The sequence below is a fragment of the Nitrosopumilus zosterae genome (assembly GCF_025998175.1).
In the GTDB taxonomy this organism is placed as follows: Archaea; Thermoproteota; Nitrososphaeria; order Nitrososphaerales; family Nitrosopumilaceae; genus Nitrosopumilus; species Nitrosopumilus zosterae.
The window spans coordinates 1,674,252-1,689,969 of the sequence record NZ_AP026695.1; the positions used below are offsets into that span (position 1 = coordinate 1,674,252).

At 32.6% G+C, this 15,718-nt stretch carries 15 protein-coding genes and 1 tRNA gene; 10 read left to right on the forward strand and 6 right to left on the reverse strand.

What is annotated here, in order from left to right:
- Nucleotides 1-32 precede the first annotated feature (32 nt).
- Both OO712_RS10150 and OO712_RS10155 read left to right on the forward strand, forming a co-directional pair.
- Nucleotides 33-105: transfer RNA gene (locus OO712_RS10150), tRNA-Gln, on the forward strand.
- A 65-nt stretch (nucleotides 106-170) separates the two neighbouring features.
- Nucleotides 171-908 (forward strand): nucleotide sugar dehydrogenase, encoded by a 738-nt coding sequence (locus OO712_RS10155; RefSeq protein WP_109877807.1) that lies wholly within the window; start codon nucleotides 171-173, stop codon nucleotides 906-908.
- 9 nt (nucleotides 909-917) lie between these two features.
- Here the strand turns inward: OO712_RS10155 and OO712_RS10160 are convergent, their stop codons facing one another.
- Nucleotides 918-1,595: an ABC transporter permease gene (locus OO712_RS10160; RefSeq protein WP_264953695.1), complete on the reverse strand. Its 678-nt coding sequence runs from the start codon at nucleotides 1,593-1,595 to the stop codon at nucleotides 918-920.
- Between the two features lie 67 nt (nucleotides 1,596-1,662).
- A complete protein-coding gene (locus tag OO712_RS10165) occupies nucleotides 1,663-2,601 on the reverse strand; it encodes an ABC transporter ATP-binding protein (protein WP_109877811.1) in 939 nt (312 codons plus the stop codon).
- Between the two features lie 233 nt (nucleotides 2,602-2,834).
- On the opposite strand from OO712_RS10165, the gene OO712_RS10170 reads away from it, so the two are divergent.
- Entirely contained in the window at nucleotides 2,835-4,211 is a 1,377-nt protein-coding gene (locus OO712_RS10170) for a single-stranded DNA-binding protein (protein ID WP_370684803.1), read from the forward strand.
- Here the strand turns inward: OO712_RS10170 and OO712_RS10175 are convergent.
- Nucleotides 4,208-6,949 (reverse strand): DEAD/DEAH box helicase, encoded by a 2,742-nt coding sequence (locus OO712_RS10175; RefSeq protein ID WP_109877816.1) that lies wholly within the window; start codon nucleotides 6,947-6,949, stop codon nucleotides 4,208-4,210. The genes OO712_RS10170 and OO712_RS10175 overlap by 4 nt on opposite strands.
- A 99-nt stretch (nucleotides 6,950-7,048) precedes the next feature.
- Nucleotides 7,049-7,708: an ATPase domain-containing protein gene (locus OO712_RS10180; protein ID WP_109877893.1), complete on the reverse strand. Its 660-nt coding sequence runs from the start codon at nucleotides 7,706-7,708 to the stop codon at nucleotides 7,049-7,051.
- Nucleotides 7,709-7,795: 87 nt separating this feature from the next.
- On the opposite strand from OO712_RS10180, the gene OO712_RS10185 reads away from it, so the two are divergent.
- Both OO712_RS10185 and metK read left to right on the forward strand, forming a co-directional pair.
- A complete protein-coding gene (locus OO712_RS10185; RefSeq protein ID WP_225866942.1) occupies nucleotides 7,796-8,062 on the forward strand; it encodes a U6 snRNA-associated Sm-like protein LSm6 in 267 nt (88 codons plus the stop codon).
- 16 nt (nucleotides 8,063-8,078) lie between these two features.
- Nucleotides 8,079-9,245: a methionine adenosyltransferase gene (gene metK, locus OO712_RS10190; protein ID WP_109877818.1), complete on the forward strand. Its 1,167-nt coding sequence runs from the start codon at nucleotides 8,079-8,081 to the stop codon at nucleotides 9,243-9,245.
- Here metK and OO712_RS10195 read toward each other — a convergent pair.
- Nucleotides 9,222-10,091, reverse strand: coding sequence for an SDR family oxidoreductase (locus tag OO712_RS10195; RefSeq protein ID WP_109877895.1), 870 nt, complete (start codon nucleotides 10,089-10,091; stop codon nucleotides 9,222-9,224). The two genes, metK and OO712_RS10195, sit on opposite strands and share 24 nt — an antisense overlap.
- Nucleotides 10,092-10,170: 79 nt before the next feature.
- Here OO712_RS10195 and OO712_RS10200 point away from each other — a divergent pair, with 79 nt between their 5' ends.
- From OO712_RS10200 to OO712_RS10215, 4 genes are read left to right on the forward strand one after another with little or no spacing between them, the layout of a single operon-like run.
- Nucleotides 10,171-11,274, forward strand: coding sequence for a cobalt-precorrin-5B (C(1))-methyltransferase (locus OO712_RS10200; RefSeq protein ID WP_109877820.1), 1,104 nt, complete (start codon nucleotides 10,171-10,173; stop codon nucleotides 11,272-11,274).
- Between the two features lie 31 nt (nucleotides 11,275-11,305).
- On the forward strand, nucleotides 11,306-12,358 hold the full coding sequence (locus OO712_RS10205; protein WP_109877897.1) for a cobalt-precorrin 5A hydrolase: 1,053 nt from the start codon (nucleotides 11,306-11,308) through the stop codon (nucleotides 12,356-12,358).
- Nucleotides 12,355-13,107 (forward strand): sirohydrochlorin chelatase, encoded by a 753-nt coding sequence (locus OO712_RS10210; protein ID WP_109877822.1) that lies wholly within the window; start codon nucleotides 12,355-12,357, stop codon nucleotides 13,105-13,107. The genes OO712_RS10205 and OO712_RS10210 overlap by 4 nt, the downstream gene beginning before the upstream one ends.
- The gene (locus tag OO712_RS10215; RefSeq protein WP_109877824.1) at nucleotides 13,097-13,735 is read left to right on the forward strand and encodes a precorrin-8X methylmutase; all 639 of its coding nucleotides are present in this window, start codon (nucleotides 13,097-13,099) and stop codon (nucleotides 13,733-13,735) included. The genes OO712_RS10210 and OO712_RS10215 overlap by 11 nt, the downstream gene beginning before the upstream one ends.
- Here the strand turns inward: OO712_RS10215 and OO712_RS10220 are convergent.
- Nucleotides 13,724-15,079 carry a cobyrinic acid a,c-diamide synthase CobB gene (locus OO712_RS10220; RefSeq protein WP_109877825.1) on the reverse strand — a complete coding sequence of 452 codons (1,356 nt, stop codon included), beginning with the start codon at nucleotides 15,077-15,079 and terminating at the stop codon, nucleotides 13,724-13,726. The genes OO712_RS10215 and OO712_RS10220 overlap by 12 nt on opposite strands.
- Before the next feature lie 86 nt (nucleotides 15,080-15,165).
- Here OO712_RS10220 and cobO point away from each other — a divergent pair, with 86 nt between their 5' ends.
- On the forward strand, nucleotides 15,166-15,696 hold the full coding sequence (cobO, locus tag OO712_RS10225; protein ID WP_109877827.1) for a cob(I)yrinic acid a,c-diamide adenosyltransferase: 531 nt from the start codon (nucleotides 15,166-15,168) through the stop codon (nucleotides 15,694-15,696).
- Nucleotides 15,697-15,718 lie beyond the last annotated feature (22 nt).

Consider the following 15,718-nt stretch of genomic DNA (forward strand, 5'->3'; position numbering starts at 1 on the left):
TTCATTAAGGGAATGAGAGTGCTCGATTTAGCAGCCCGGTAGTGTAGCGGTCAAGCATAGAGGCCTTTGAAGCCTTTGACCCCAGTTCGAGTCTGGGCCGGGCTACCTTATTTTAAAACAGTATTCTTGTAACATGAATATAATATAGGTAGTTTTTCTGAAATTAAGTAATGACAGATATCGTGTTAGGAATGGGTGAAGTAGGAGAGACATTATTTGATTTACTTGTAGAAAGGAATTTTGAATGTGTGGGAATTGATCTTGAAGAATCAAAATGCAAGAATTATTCAGAAAATACAGTAATTAAAAATCCAGAGTATCTTCATGTTTGTATTCCTGGAGAATTAACAGAGTTTGTAAACATTACAGTGAATTGGGTTGATAAGATAGAAGGTTTGAAAGGTGTCCTAGTTCATTCTACGGTAAAACCGGGAACAACTAAAAACATTCAAACAAAAACTACAGTCCCTATTTTGTTTTCACCAGTTCGTGGAGTACATAGAAGATTTTTAGATGATATTAAAAAATATACAAAATTTATTTCATCAGATCATAAACAAATAGATCCAAAAATTAAATCAGATGTGGAAAAAAGGTTTGAGAAAATTGATTGGATGTCCACTACTAAAACTGCTGAACTTGCAAAGATATTAGTTGATACAACATATTATGGATGGTTGATTAATTATGCTCAGATTACAAAAATGATTTGTGATAAAGAGGGCGTTGATTTTGATGAGATGTGGAAATTTGCAGATGAAATTCATGCGAATTTAGGCAACAGACCAAAAATGTATCCGGGAATCATTGGTGGGCATTGCGTAATACCAAATTTGAGTTTGGTTGAATATGAAAATTTGGATATTGTCAAAAAAGTTAACGAGTTATTTGAAAAGTCCAAAAATTAATTAAATTTTCTAGAAATCTAATTTTGTAAGCAGTTTTGAAGCAATAACAAATAGAATTGACGCTATACCTACAAGAATAATCATTTCAAAAATCACAAATTCAGTAATGTTTCCAAAAATCCCTGCTCTTATTACATCTACAAGATAAGTTAGCGGATTCAGATAGAATGCAGATTTTAGTGGTTCAGGAGCACCAGCAGCTGGATAAAATGCAGTACTTACAAAAGCAAAAAACAGAAAAACAGTGTTAATTATTACATTAAATCCCTCACTTGAGCGTAATCTGGTAGAAATAATTGATGCCAACGAACCAAATAGAACCGAGCCAGTAATTGCACCAAAAATAATTATTGGAATTGTAATTAATGAGAATTCTACCGATTCAAAAAATACTGGATAGCCAACAAGAGCTATCAAAGTTGCACTTACTAACCCAACTATTCCTATAGTACAGATGTTGCTAAGAATGTAATGACTTCTAGTAAAGGGACCAGACATTATTTGTTCAAACATTCCATGTCTTCTATCGTTCCAAATAATGATACCAGAAACTAAAGTACTATTCATGATGTTAAATCCAATCATACCTGATGCTAAAAATGCCGGATAATCAAGGTCTTTTGCTCCAAATGGAACTTGATTAATTAATGGTGCATATGCAAATCCTGCAACAAAAATGTAGATCAAAGGAAAAATAACCTGCCAAATTAGAAAGCCAGGATTAAGAGAAATCGTGAGATTTCGGTTTACAAGTCTAACTATTGGATGCATTGTCTCTCATCATTTTTAAAAATATTTCTTCAAGATTTGTTGGGACGGCTGAAAGATCTTCAATTTCAATTGTGTTATCATTAAGTATTTTCAATACTTTTAACAAAACTAATTCAGATTGTTCCGAATGAATTATGATGTTGGTTCCATTTTCATAATCAATTTTAAAATCAGAAATTCCAGTAAGAAGAGATGAAATGTTAGTTTGTTTTTCTGATAAATGAATTTTAATAGTTTTTTCTTTTCCAAATTTTTTCTTCAGAGCATCAGGAGAGTCTACAGTAAGAATTCGACCTTTATCAATTATAGCTATTTCGTCACAAAGATATTCAGCTTCGGTTAGAATATGGGTTGTATAAAAAATTGTCAATCCTGTTTTTACTTTATTTTTTAAGTAATCCAATAGATTTCTTCTGGCACTTGGATCTAAACCTACGGTTGGCTCATCCAAAAATAATAATTCCATGTCATGCATAAATTCACGAGCAACCTGAATTCTCCTACGTTGACCAATTGAAAGATCTTCGTTTCGTTTTTTTCTAATCTCTACAAGATCAAAATCTATCAAAAGTTGTTCCATTCTTTTTTTACGCTCAGTTTTTGGAACATTCCACATCATCCCATATTTATCAAGAGATTTTTCAACTGATAAAGTAGGCTCGTAACTTGGTTGTTGCAGGACCACTCCTATTTTATGACGGACTTGAAGAGGATTTGCTACAGCATCAATTCCCAAAATAGAAAGATTTCCATTTGAAGGAGGAATTAGAGTTGTAAGAAGTTTGATCGTGGTGGATTTTCCAGCACCGTTAGGTCCCAAAAATCCAAAAACCTGTCCTGGTCGTACTAATAGTTCAAGGTCTTTTACAGCATGAACTGAGCCATATGATTTTGAGAGATGTTTAACGTCAATGCAAGACATAAGAAAACTGCGATCATCCTATTAATTTAGTTAATGAGAAAAATTCTGTAAAAATGGAATTTGTAAGTACAAACCATGAAGAAACAGTCCGAAAAGATGTATGTTTGAATTTTAAAATTAAAAAATGATGTGTAAAGCGATCTTTTTTTTAAAGTGAAAATTTTAGGAACTAGTGAAATTTTTATTAATACATCAAGTTTACAAAAAATGAATTGTCTGAACTAGAAAATTTAATGAGTAAATTACTTGAACTAAAACCAGAATTAACAAAAGAAGATGTTGAAGAACAGATTAAACTGAAAAAAGAGAAAATCGGTGCGGGATACTTGACTGATCAAGGGGCATTATTTTTGATTGCATCTGATTTTGGTGTCACTTTAGCTGAGCCACTAAAAGTTGAAATGAGTTTAAAAGATCTCTATGCTGGAGCAAAAGAAATTTCATTAGAGACTAGAGTTTTGAATCTTTCACCTGCAAAACAATTTTCAAGAAAAGATGGTTCTCCATTTTATCTTAGAACAATGACTGTATATGATGGAAATTCAACTGCAAGTGTAAAATTATGGGATGAAAAAGCAAACCTGCCTGGTGTTGAAAATCTAAAACCAGGAGATTTAATTAAAATCATCAAGGCTTATGTTAAATCAGATTTTGATGGGTCTCCAACAATAAACATTGGTTCTGGTTCAAATATTGAAACAGCTGATAGAGAAAGCGAAATTCCAACTATTGAATCCATTACAAAGGATGTTAGTGAATTGCAGGAAGGACAAAAAGATCTTGTTATTTCAGGCATGATTGATGGCGTAATCAGCGGAATGGAATTTACTAATTCTCGAGGCCAGCCTGGAAAAGCACTCAGAATGCGACTGAAAGGAAAAGACGGAAGTGGAATGAGAGTAGTGCTTTGGGGTAAAGATGAATCATCAATTCCAAATATGATTTCCCAGTCTGCAAAAGTAAGATTGCTTGGTGTCAAAGTAAAATCAGGAAACCAAGGTTTAGAAATTCATGGAAATGATGCAACAATTATCGAAATTGAAGGAGGAAAAGAAGCAGAGCCAGTAATTGCAAGAATTCTTTCCATGTCAACATCTGAGAATGGGAAGAATATGATTTTGGCAGTTGATAATAAGAAGAATCTATACAATATCAGTGATTTTTCAAATTCAACCAGTATTTGTGCAGAAGGTGATGTGATAGAATGTATGCCATCAAAGATATATGGAAATTCAATTACGCTGGACGATAACTCGTTTGTAAGAAAATTAGACAATGATGAATCTATTCCATCATTGTCTCAGATTAGAACAAAAATCAACGATGTCAAAGTTGATGGAAATTACTGCATTGAAGCAATAATCTTAAAAGTTCCTGAAAGACGCGAAGTTCAAACAAAAACTGGAGAATCAATATCACTTTCAGAAATGTTTGTAGAAGATGATACAGGTCAAATTTGGGTCAAAGGTTGGAGAAATCAAGCAAGACTAATTGACAAATGTGAATTAGGAGAAATTGTTTCAATCACAGGATTAAATGCAAAAGCAGGTCTTGAAGGTAGAATTGAATTATTTGTAACTGCATTTTCTAAAATTACCAAGAAAAATTAAGAATCCCAAAAACCTCTCGTTACAACATATTGTCTCTCTGCCTCGTAGATTTGTTTAAAGAGATGTTCTTCATCAACCATATTGCGTAAAATTCTTGCGGCAGTATCTGCGCCGACTCCATATCCAGACATTACAGTAATGGCAATTTTACCAAAATTTTCCACCAGAGATGAGACTTTCCAAGCACGATCATACTTGTGTTTTTCATCAGCAGATAGTTTTTTTCCTTCATGTTTTTTTCGAATAATTTTTGGAAGATCATAATCAGAGTGATAGGTGGCTGTGATTTGCCTTCCTTTACAATAAGGACAGATAAGGATATTTTTTACTTCATGTGTTTCAACTAAACGCTCCCATTTACCACACCGGGCACAAATTAGGCGATGTTTTGTTTTCTGAAGGCGAGTTTTTACAAGATCAAGAATGCCTTTATCAAGATTAGCAGGAGATGAGTAATATTTCGTTGTATGATCCAATATCGGCTCTGCTAATTTAGAAAATTGATCAACTTCTAACCACTTTATATGAATTTCATTCTCACGAATTTTTTTTAATATTTTATCAGAGTTTTTAAGATCATATTTGTCATGAAACAATTCACGTAGTGCTTCACGTACAAGTGCAGTTTTGGAATATCGCTCATACAAAAATCGGGCAGATTTTCTTTCATAGATTGCTCCACGTCCCACGATGCCAAATTTTTTAGCAACACACCAAGTTCGCCAATTTATATTATGAGTTCCTGCTAAAGATGCACCAATAATAGAGTGTAGATCATAGTCATCTTTTATAACTTCAGTGAAAAGTTTTTCTGAAATACGTGATCTTGAAGATAAAACAATTCTATAACCATCAGAACGTGAATCAACTATTGAACCTAATAATGAAGAAAGAAATGAGGAAAGCAGAGTAGATAAAGTAGAATTGATTTTAGTTCCAAAACACGAATGAATTACTATTGAACCTTGAGATCTGCTTGATTCAACAACAATGTTATTTTCGTCAGGTATTATATCAAAATTTAATTTCTCAATAAGTTTATTGTTTAACACAAGAGAACCATTCTTTGTTTTACTACGGAATTCACCTACTTTTCTTGCAGTTTTATAATCAATAGGAATACTTTCACCTTCCCAGTAAGGTACAGTTATGCCACCTCCTCGAAAGGGCTCAACATTTACAGTGAATGATTTTTCATCGACGTTCAAAATTCTCCACTGCGATCCTTTTAAAACAAAAATATTTCCAGAATCCCCAAAATCGCCAACAAATCTTTGATCTAATGATCCAATGATTTTTTTACCCACACTGTCAAAAACTTTGAATTTTAAAATATCTGGAATCGTAGAAAGATTCTCAAAATAATATTTGAATGAACGTCCCTTCTTCCAAAAAGTCATTTTTGTTCGATCAAAAAATATCAAATAATTGGAATCAAGCAAATCTAGCACATCTATAAGATCTTTGATTTGCAAATTCCTGAACGGATATGCTTTTGTAACTAAATCAAAAGCTTGTTCGATTGAAATTTCACCACATTGCATTGTCAGTCCAACTAAATGATGAGCTAAGACATCAAGTGAGCCATCATGAATTTTTTGTTCTTCAATTGAACCTTCTTTAATACGATCAAGTATTGCTTGTGCCTCAAATTCATCATCAGAATTATTAGTTATGATTAATCCTTGAGCTGACGCATCACGATTATGCCTGCTTCTTCCTATTCTTTGTACAAATTTTGAAACTTGTCTAGGCGAACCGTAATGAATTACTAATTCAACAGAACCAATATCCAGGCCTAATTCCAATGAAGAGGTACAGACAACAATTCCACGTTTTCCTTCACGCAAAGTAGATTCAGTTTCCTCTCTAACCTCTTTTGAGAGTGAACCGTGATGTAATTCAATAGGGATTGAAGATTTATCTTTCAAAATTGAAGCCAGAAATTCTGCCTCTCCTCTCGTATTAGTAAATAAAAGCACAGGGGAATCTAATTCTAACTCTAAAACATATTCAACAATTTTTTCAGCAACATCAGAGATTGTGCCTTCCACATATTTTATTTCAACGTCATATTTTCGTACAGATGTATCTCTAATAATCTCACACTTTCTTTTAGTACCAACAACAAATTTTCCCGCTTCTTCAAAATTCCCTACTGTAGCAGATAAACCTATTTTTGTGAGAGGGAATTTAGAGTTAAATTCCAATCTTTCAATACTAAGTGATAGTTGAGCGCCTCTTTCACTAGAAAGTAGTTCATGAACTTCATCAATTATTATCCATTCCAAATCAGATAATGCATCAAGCATTTTAATTTGGGTCAAAAGTATGACAAGAGTTTCTGGTGTTGTGATTAGAATGTCTGGAGGATTGTCAGTGATTTTTTTCCTATCTTTTTGTGTTGTATCCCCATGCCGGATTTCAATAGACAGTTCATTTTCGTGGGCATATTTTGTAATTCTTCTAAAAACATCGCGATTTAATGCGCGCAGGGGAGTAATATAGAGAGCTTTGATTTTGCCTTGTTTTTTTGATTTTTTCAAAATTGAAAAAATAGGAATGACAGAACATTCTGTTTTTCCGGAACCAGTTGGGGCAACAACTAGACAGTCTTTTTTTTGTAGAATAAAAGGTGAAGCTTGCTTCTGAATTTCAGTTAATTTAGAAAATCCAAATTTTGTAAATAAAGATTCAAGAATCTGATTTGTCTGTTGTGTTTCTTTGTAATCTTTCATAAGCAATAACACCTACCAATCCAAGTGCAAATAATACAACAGTGATTATTGGAATTGAATCAAAGATTCCTGCCATTAGACAAACTTTACGATTGACCGTTAAATATCTTCAGAATTATTAGTTAGTCCCAAGGTATTGATTGAATATGAAAAGTACTGTTTATCAAATGCTGAGTAGATTTGACCTTCAAATTTTGAGGATTTCTTAGAAAGATGGATTTTGATATGTGTAAAAGGATCAATGGCACTTTTCATATTTTCAACTTCTTGACCTTCAAGAATTCTAATCATATTAGTAATTACAATTGGAATTTTATTATTAATTGCAAATTTTGATAGTTGATTCATGTATTTCATAAACAACGAATTTTTTTCAAATATAGATTCTTCATTTTTGTATTCATATGAAAATAAATCAGTGATATTATCAATGACTATTAATGAGAAATGATTTTTTTTAAAATTATTAATTGATTTAATTTGTTCCGAAGTATTTCTTATTCTAGAGACTGTAATTTTGTCAAGAAAATCAAATTCTATTTCAGATTGTTTTTGAATTTCCAAAATTCTTTCAGGTCTAAACCCTCCGGTAGTATCCAAATACAAAACATTTCCACCATTTTTGATTGAATTCATACATAATTGTAAGAGAAACTGAGTTTTTCCAGTCCCATTGCCACCAAAAATATCAACAATTATGCCACCAGAAATTCCTCCAGACAAGAATTCATCTAATTTTTGTAAACCAGTAGAGATCATTTGTGTAATTATTAGAAAAAGAAGAAAAAATTTAAGGAATTTCAATTTTCACAAAGGAGGTAAGGCTTTTATTCTAGAGAAAAAAGTTTGAAAACAAGTGAACAATTAGTGTCCCAATCAAATAGTGCAAAAAGACCTCTAACAACTCTTCAAAAAAGTACAAAGAAGAAAGTTACAGTAAGACTGAAAAATGAAGTAGAGTACAAGGGAAAAATGGATAATGTTGATTCATACATGAATCTGATTATGACTGATGCTGAAGAGCTTCATGATGGTAAAACAATTGCAAATTATGGAAGAGTAATCGTAAGAGGCAACAACGTATTATTCATCAAACTAGAAAATGAACTCTAGTTAACAGTGTGATTTTATGACCAATAGTTTTCTATTTACATCTGAATCAGTAACAGAAGGACATCCAGATAAAATATGTGACAATATTTCTGATGCATTCTTAGATGAGTTTCTAAAACAAGATCCAGATTCAAGAGTGGCAGTGGAGACAATGGTCACCACAGATTTTGTAGCAGTTGCAGGAGAGGTAACATCTAAAGCAAATTTTGATAAAAAAGCTCAAGAAGAATTAGTTAGAAAAACAATTAGGGATATCGGATATAACAACAAAGACTTGATGTTTGATACAGAAACTTGTGAAGTGACTTTGCGTCTTCATTCCCAAAGTCCAGACATCAGTCAGGGCGTTACAGCTACCAAGGAAAAAGAACAAGGTGCAGGAGATCAAGGATTAATGTTTGGATATGCTACAAACGAAACAAAAGAACTCATGCCAATGCCAATTTTACTTTCACAAAAACTTGCACAGAAATTAGCAGAGGTCAGGAAAAACAATATTCTTCCTTGGGCTAGACCTGATGGAAAAACACAAGTCTCTGTAAGGTATGAAGACAACAAACCAATAAGAATTGAGACTGTTGTAGTTTCAACACAGCATGCTCCAGAAATTTCTCAAGAAGAGATTGCAAAGGAAGTCATCGACAAAGTAATCAAACCTGTTCTAGGAAATCTTTGGAATGATGAAATTAAAATCCACATAAATCCAACAGGGAAGTTTGTAATTGGCGGCCCACATGGAGATGCAGGTTTAACTGGAAGAAAAATTATTGTTGATACCTATGGAGGATTCGGAAGACATGGGGGAGGAGCTTTTTCAGGAAAGGATCCATCCAAAGTTGATAGATCTGCATGTTACATGTGTAGATATATTGCAAAAAATCTTGTTGCAGCAGAACTAGCTGATAGGTGTGAAGTACAACTTGCATATGCAATAGGAGTTGCAGAACCAGTATCACTTTATGTCAATACTTTTGGAACAAATAAGATTCCAGAAAATGAAATAGAAAAATTAGTCAGAAAGAATTTTGATATGAAACCATCAGGTATTATCTCTCAATTAGATTTGAAAAGACCAATTTACAAAAAAACGGCATCATACGGTCACTTTGGAAGAAATGAGCCTGAATTTACTTGGGAAAAAACAGACAAGGCTGAAACATTAAAGCAGTCTGCTGGACTCTAATAATTCTACAACAGACTCAAAATTTATTCCAGTTAATTTTTTTAGTTTGTTGTGATTGCCCCTGAAATTACCAATAAGAATATTGAGATCATCTATTCCAAAATCTGATTTTGGGTTAGTAATAGCATCATGATAAGAATCTTCTAAATTTATTTTTTTAATCCTGGTGTTTGTTCTTTTTGAGAATAATCTAACATATTCTTCAAAGCTGATATTATCAGGACCTACAAGATCAATTATTCTGTTTCGGTACTTTGTTTCAGTAATTGATTTGAAAATAATTTTTACAACATCATTAATGTGAATTGGTTGAATTTTATAATTTCCAGAACCAGGAATTTTAATTAATCCTTTTTTGATCTGTTTGTGAAGAGATTTTGTAAGCAAGTCATCTTTTCCTACAATAAACGAAGGCCTGAAAATAGTATAATTAATTCCTGAATCGATAATAATTTTTTCAGCTTGATACTTAGAAATGAAATACCCTAAAGAAGTAGTTGCTGATACGCCTAAACCACTAAGATAAACAATTTTTTTGATTTTTGCTTTTTTACTCAAATTTACCATATGACTTGTAAATTCAACATTTGTTCTTTCATAATCAATGTTTACTGATTGCTTTCCAATTCCGATGAGATGAACCAGGGCATCAGAATTTTTGATTTTTTTTAAAAGTTTTTTTTCCTCATAATTTTCTGAAATAATTTTAGTCTCATTTTTGAATTGATTAAAATTCTTTCTAGATATTGAAACTAATTCAATATTTTGTTCAGATAAATACTTTCTAAGATTTCTTGAAACAAAACCGGTTGCTCCAGTAACAACTATCTTTCTAAGTTTATTCATAATATCTTTCATCGAGTTTTAATTTTAAATCTATTTAGCTAAATTTGAAAATTTATCAAATAAGAGTTAATACAGCAAAATAAATACAATTAATGTGGAAGAAGATAAAACAAAATTAAAGACTGGCTATACCACAGGCAGTTGTGCAACTGCTGCAGCTAAGGCAGCATTATTATCAATTATTGCTCAGAAAAAAATAGAAAGTATAGAGATATTGTTACCCAAACGATCTTTTATTCAGATTCCAGTGCATTCATGTGAATTTGGATCTGATAAAGCAAAATGCTCTGTAATTAAAGATGGCGGGGATGACCCTGATGTAACACATGGTGCCGAAATTATTGTAGAGTTGTCACTTACAGATAAAATAAACCAACTAGAAATAGACGGAGGTGAAGGTGTAGGTATTGTTACTAAACCAGGCTTGGGTTTAGAGATTAACAAAGCTGCAATTAATCCTGTTCCAAAAAAAATGATTAATGAAAATTTAAGAGAAATAGGAGAAAAAATTCTTGTGCAAAAAGGAATTAAAGTAATTATTTCTGTTCCCAAAGGAAGAGAGCTAGGCCCTAAAACAGATAATCCAAGATTAGGAATCATTAATGGAATTTCTATTTTAGGAACTAGTGGAATAGTAATTCCATTTTCTACAGCATCATATGCAGCATCAATAAGACAAAATCTAGATGTAGCAATTGCAATGGGAAATGATACAGTTGTACTTACAACTGGTGGAAGAAGTGAAGATTTTGCAAAAAAAATAGTAAACTTGCCTGATCATTGCTTTGTGCAAATGGGAGATTTTTCAGGATATACAATTCAACAATGCGCTAAAAAGAATATCAAAAAAGCATATGTTGTAGGATTCATCGGGAAACTGGCAAAAATGGCTGCAGGTGTTAAACAGACTCATGTTAAAGGTTCTAAAGTAGATATGATGTTTCTATCAAAATTAGCAGAAAAAGCAAATGCCAATGAGAATGTAATAGAGAGTATTAAAAAAGCAAATACTGCAAGGCATGTTTCTGAAATTATTATGGAAAACAGAGTAGATGGATTTTTTGAGTTGATTTGTACTGAAACATACAAGCATATGAGAAATCATTCAGAACAAAAAGTTCCAATCGATGTTATTTTATTTGATTTTGATGGAAATATTTTGGCGAGAAAATCAGAAGAGTAAGGTATTTTATTAAAGTTGGAAGGTTTTGATTATGGATAAAACTTCAGTTCTTGCAATTACTAAAAACGGAGTAAAAATTGGAGAGAATCTTAAAAAAATATTTCCTGACTGGAATATCTTTGCACCCTCAAAATTTTCAGATGAAAAAAATGATATTATTTGGTATCATGAATCCACATCAGAGAAAATAGTTGAACTTTTTAAGAACAGCAATGCCCTGATATGCCTCTTTTCTTTGGGTGCCGTAATTAGGCTAATTGCACCTCATTTGAAAGACAAAAAAACAGATCCGGCCGTAATTGTAATTGACGATAAGACAAATTTTGTAATTAGCGTATTATCAGGACATATTGGAGGGGCAAACGAGCTAACTCAAGAAATCGCAGATAAATTACAAGCTTTACCAGTTATCACTACGGCTGCAGATGTTAACAAAACCATAGCAGTGGATCTGGTTGGAAGAGAATTTAATTGGAAAATAGACGATGATGCAACTGTCACAAAGATTAGTGCACACATGGTAAATGAAGAGCCAATAGGGATATTTCAGGATGCAGGTAACAAAAATTGGTTCAAGGAATTACCAAAGAATGTTTCAATTTATAAAAATCTAGATGATTTAAAAAAATCAAACTCAAAAGCGTATCTAATTATTTCTGACAGAGTAGTTGACGAAGAAATATCTAAAGAGTCTGTGATTTATCGTCCTCCAAGCTTAGTCATAGGAATTGGATTACATTGGGATACCACAAAAGAAACAATCAAAGAAGGAATCGAAAATTGTTTAGAAAAGTTCAAGCTCAGCTCAAAATCTATTGCAAAATTAGTCTCAATCAAAAAACCTCAAGACGTGCAAGGATTGATTGATCTTGGAAAAGAAATGAGAATTCCAGTCGAATACGTAAACAGGGAGGATTTAGCTGAGATATCTGCACCAAACCCATCAGATGCTGTCAAAGCATTTGAGGGAACCGCAAGTGTTTCAGAGGCTGCCGCAATGAAAGTTTCTGGAGGAGATTTGATTGTAGAAAAGCAGAAATTCCCACCTAATTTGACCATAGCAATAGCGAGGATTGTGAATTGAAGCGAGGATTATTACTAATTGACAGAGGAAGCAGAGAAAGGGAGGCATCTGAAGAATTAGAGGCCATTTGCCAGGGAATTAAGAAGAGAGGAGATTATGTTTTTACTGATTTTTGCTTTCTCGAGGTAGAACCACCATATATTGAAGATGGGATTTCCAAATGTCTCAAAGAGGATATTGATTCATTAACTATAGTTCCTTATTTTTTGTATCCAGGTAAAAAAGTAAAAAATGCAGTAACAGATGTAATGAAGTTCCAAAAAGACACGAATGTGAAATTTGTTGTTACAAAACCAATGAGCATGCATAAAACTCTAGTTGACATTGTAGAAAATAGAATATCTACAACGTTAGAAGAGAATAACGTGGAACTTTCAAAAAAAGAAGTAGATGTAATGATAATTGGGCACGGTAGTAAAGATCCTAATGCACAAATGTCATTGAATTACATTGTAAATGAATTAAAAGATTTGTATAGAAATGTAAGTAGATGTTGGTTAGAAATAGAACAACCGGATATTGTTGAGGGAATCAAAAAGTGTGAAAAAGACAATCCCAAAGTGTTGATTATTGTTTTTTATTTTCTTCATGAGGGAGCTCATGTAAAAACAGATATCAATAATGATTTGATTCCCGCATTGGAAAATTCCAAGATGAAAAAAACTTTCATCACCAAACATTTGGGAAGCGATCAAAAAATGATAGACTTGATATTAGAAAGAGCAAAGGAAGTAGAAAATGCAAACTAAGAAGGGTCAATCTATTGAAGATGCAAGCATGCAAATGATTGAAGATGAAATTGGCGTACACCAATATAATGAAAAAGAATGGCCCATTGTAAGAAGAATAATTCATTCAACGGCAGATTTTGATTTTGCGGATAAAAATAAAATAATTTTTCACAAAGATGCGATTCAAAGTGGCATGAATGCTTTGAGAAACGGTTGCAGCATAGTAGTTGATGTGAATGGAGTGATAGGCGGACTGAATAAACAAAATCCCAAAGATTTTGGAAATAACATAGTTTGTAATATTTCAAGTCCTGAAATTATGGAATTGGCAAAAAAAGAAGGAAAAACACGCTCTCAGGTATCAATGAGAGCCGCTATATCGGATATCGAGGGTGGAGTTGTGGCAATTGGAAATGCGCCTACCGCCTTGCTGGAAGTGATTCAGATGGTAAAAGAAGGCATAGTCAAGCCTGCATTGATTATTGGAATTCCAGTAGGATTCATCTGTGCTGCAGAATCAAAAGAGGAGCTATCAAAGTTAGAAATTCCATTTATCACAAATATTGGTAGAAAAGGTGGAAGTTCATCAGCTTCTGCAATAATTAATGCCATATTCAAGCTTATTAGAGCAGAATCATCGTCTTGAATATTCCAAGCAATTTTTAACAAAAATTTGGGCATAGTTAGAGCTATCAAAATAGAGATGACCGTATGATGCAAGTGTATTGTATTCAATCATTCCATCCTGATGTTTTTGTATTCCCTCACCAATTTCCAATGTATAGGCAAATTTAGAATCGTTAGAAATTGAATCTAATTGAGAATAATGAAATTCGTGACCTTGAAAATTGTGTAATTTTTCTGAAATTAGATTTTTCTTACAAATCCTTCCTTTTGTATAGTTTAGTCTCATTTTTTTGGTCATTTTTGTTTCAGCATCGAATATGCCCACCATTTTGTGTTTTTTATTATTAGATAGAATAGACTTTGTCAGATACATCAACCCACCACATTCTGCATAAATTGGTAAATTATCTTCAGATAATTTTTTAATGGTTTTTTTCATAATTTGATTTTTTTCTAATGAACTACCTAAAATCTCAGGAAACCCTCCTCCAATGTATAATCCATCACATTTTGGAATTTCTCTATCTTCCACTGGACTAAAAAATTTAAGATTAGCCCCTTCACGTTGCAATGCTTTTAGATTATCTTGATAATAGAAATTAAATGAAGTGTCAAGTGCTACTGCAATTGTAGTTTTTGTTTTTTTAGCTATAGGTTTTGGTTTTTTTTCTAAGGGAGTTGCACTTTTTGAAATTTTAATTATTTGTTGAACATCCACATACTGTGAAATGATTTTCGAAATTCTTTGAATTTTAGTTTTTAGTGATTTATCATCTAGTGTTGAAATCAATCCAAGATGGCGCGATTCTAAATTTAATTCCGGATTCTTTGGAATAACACCTATGATTGGAATTTTAGTTTTTTCTAATGCACTTTTACACAAAAGCTCATGCTTTTTGCTTCCTATTTTATTTAGAATTATGCCTACAATTCCTGAATTTCTGTGAAATTTGATAAAGCCAAGTGCCGTTGCAGCAATTGAACGTGATGTTTTGCTTGCATCTAAAATCAATATGACGGGAGATTTCGTAATGGAGGCCACATGATGTGTACTAGCATAATTTGTATCTCCACCAAATCCATCATAGTATCCCATTACGCCTTCAATCACAGATACGCTAGAGTTTGAATTTAAAACAAAACTATCTAATAGCTGGTTTTTTCCCATTAACCATACATCCAAGTTGTACGTTTCTTTTTTTGAAACGCTTGAAAGGTAACTAGGATCTATATAATCAGGACCCACTTTAAAGGGTTGAACAGAATAACCTTCTTTTTGTAAAGAATGAATTATCGAACATGTAATGGATGTTTTTCCAACTCCACTTGTTGCACCTGCAATTACAATTCTAGGAATTTTCAATTTGCATGACTATAATCATTTTTTATTTAAACTGATGCCTTTGGGTAATACTCAATGTTTTTAGCAAGATTGTTTGGATAGGAATTATGAAAGATGGATTAATCATTGTGTATACAGGAAAAGGTAAAGGAAAAACTACTGCAGCACTAGGAATTGCATTAAGAGCAGTCGGATATGAAAAGCGGATTTGTATGATTCAATTTATCAAGGGATCATGGCATTACGGTGAGATGGACTCATCAAAAAGACTAGAGCCCGAATTTGAAATGGTTGCAGTTGGTAAAGGATTTGTAGGAATCATAGATGATAAAAGCTCAAAAGAAGAACATAAAGAGATTGCCAACGAGGCCATAAAAATTAGCAATGAGAAAATACAATCAGGAAAATATGATATTGTAATTTTGGATGAGATCAATTATGCAGTTAATCTTGGTTTAATTCCAGTAAATGATGTTTTAAATTTAATAAAATCAAAACCGCAAGAAGTAGACTTGGTATTAACCGGAAATTATGCCAAAGACGAAGTAATCAATCTAGCTGATCTAGTTACTGAAATGAGAGAGATAAAGCATCCATTTCAGAAGGGCATTAAGGCTAAGAAAGGTATCGATTTCTAGCCAGCAACATTAATTTACGCAT

What these genes read in the sequence shown, in the direction of transcription:
- OO712_RS10155 (WP_109877807.1), top strand. Translation starts at nt 171, where the DNA reads ATGACAGATATCGTGTTAGGAATGGGTGAAGTAGGAGAGACATTATTT.
- OO712_RS10165 (WP_109877811.1), bottom strand. Translation starts at nt 2,601, where the DNA reads ATGTCTTGCATTGACGTTAAACATCTCTCAAAATCATATGGCTCAGTT.
- OO712_RS10170 (WP_370684803.1), top strand. Translation starts at nt 2,835, where the DNA reads ATGAGTAAATTACTTGAACTAAAACCAGAATTAACAAAAGAAGATGTT.
- OO712_RS10175 (WP_109877816.1), bottom strand. Translation starts at nt 6,949, where the DNA reads ATGAAAGATTACAAAGAAACACAACAGACAAATCAGATTCTTGAATCT.
- OO712_RS10180 (WP_109877893.1), bottom strand. Translation starts at nt 7,708, where the DNA reads ATGATCTCTACTGGTTTACAAAAATTAGATGAATTCTTGTCTGGAGGA.
- metK (WP_109877818.1), top strand. Translation starts at nt 8,079, where the DNA reads ATGACCAATAGTTTTCTATTTACATCTGAATCAGTAACAGAAGGACAT.
- OO712_RS10195 (WP_109877895.1), bottom strand. Translation starts at nt 10,091, where the DNA reads ATGAATAAACTTAGAAAGATAGTTGTTACTGGAGCAACCGGTTTTGTT.
- OO712_RS10205 (WP_109877897.1), top strand. Translation starts at nt 11,306, where the DNA reads ATGGATAAAACTTCAGTTCTTGCAATTACTAAAAACGGAGTAAAAATT.
- OO712_RS10215 (WP_109877824.1), top strand. Translation starts at nt 13,097, where the DNA reads ATGCAAACTAAGAAGGGTCAATCTATTGAAGATGCAAGCATGCAAATG.
- cobO (WP_109877827.1), top strand. Translation starts at nt 15,166, where the DNA reads ATGAAAGATGGATTAATCATTGTGTATACAGGAAAAGGTAAAGGAAAA.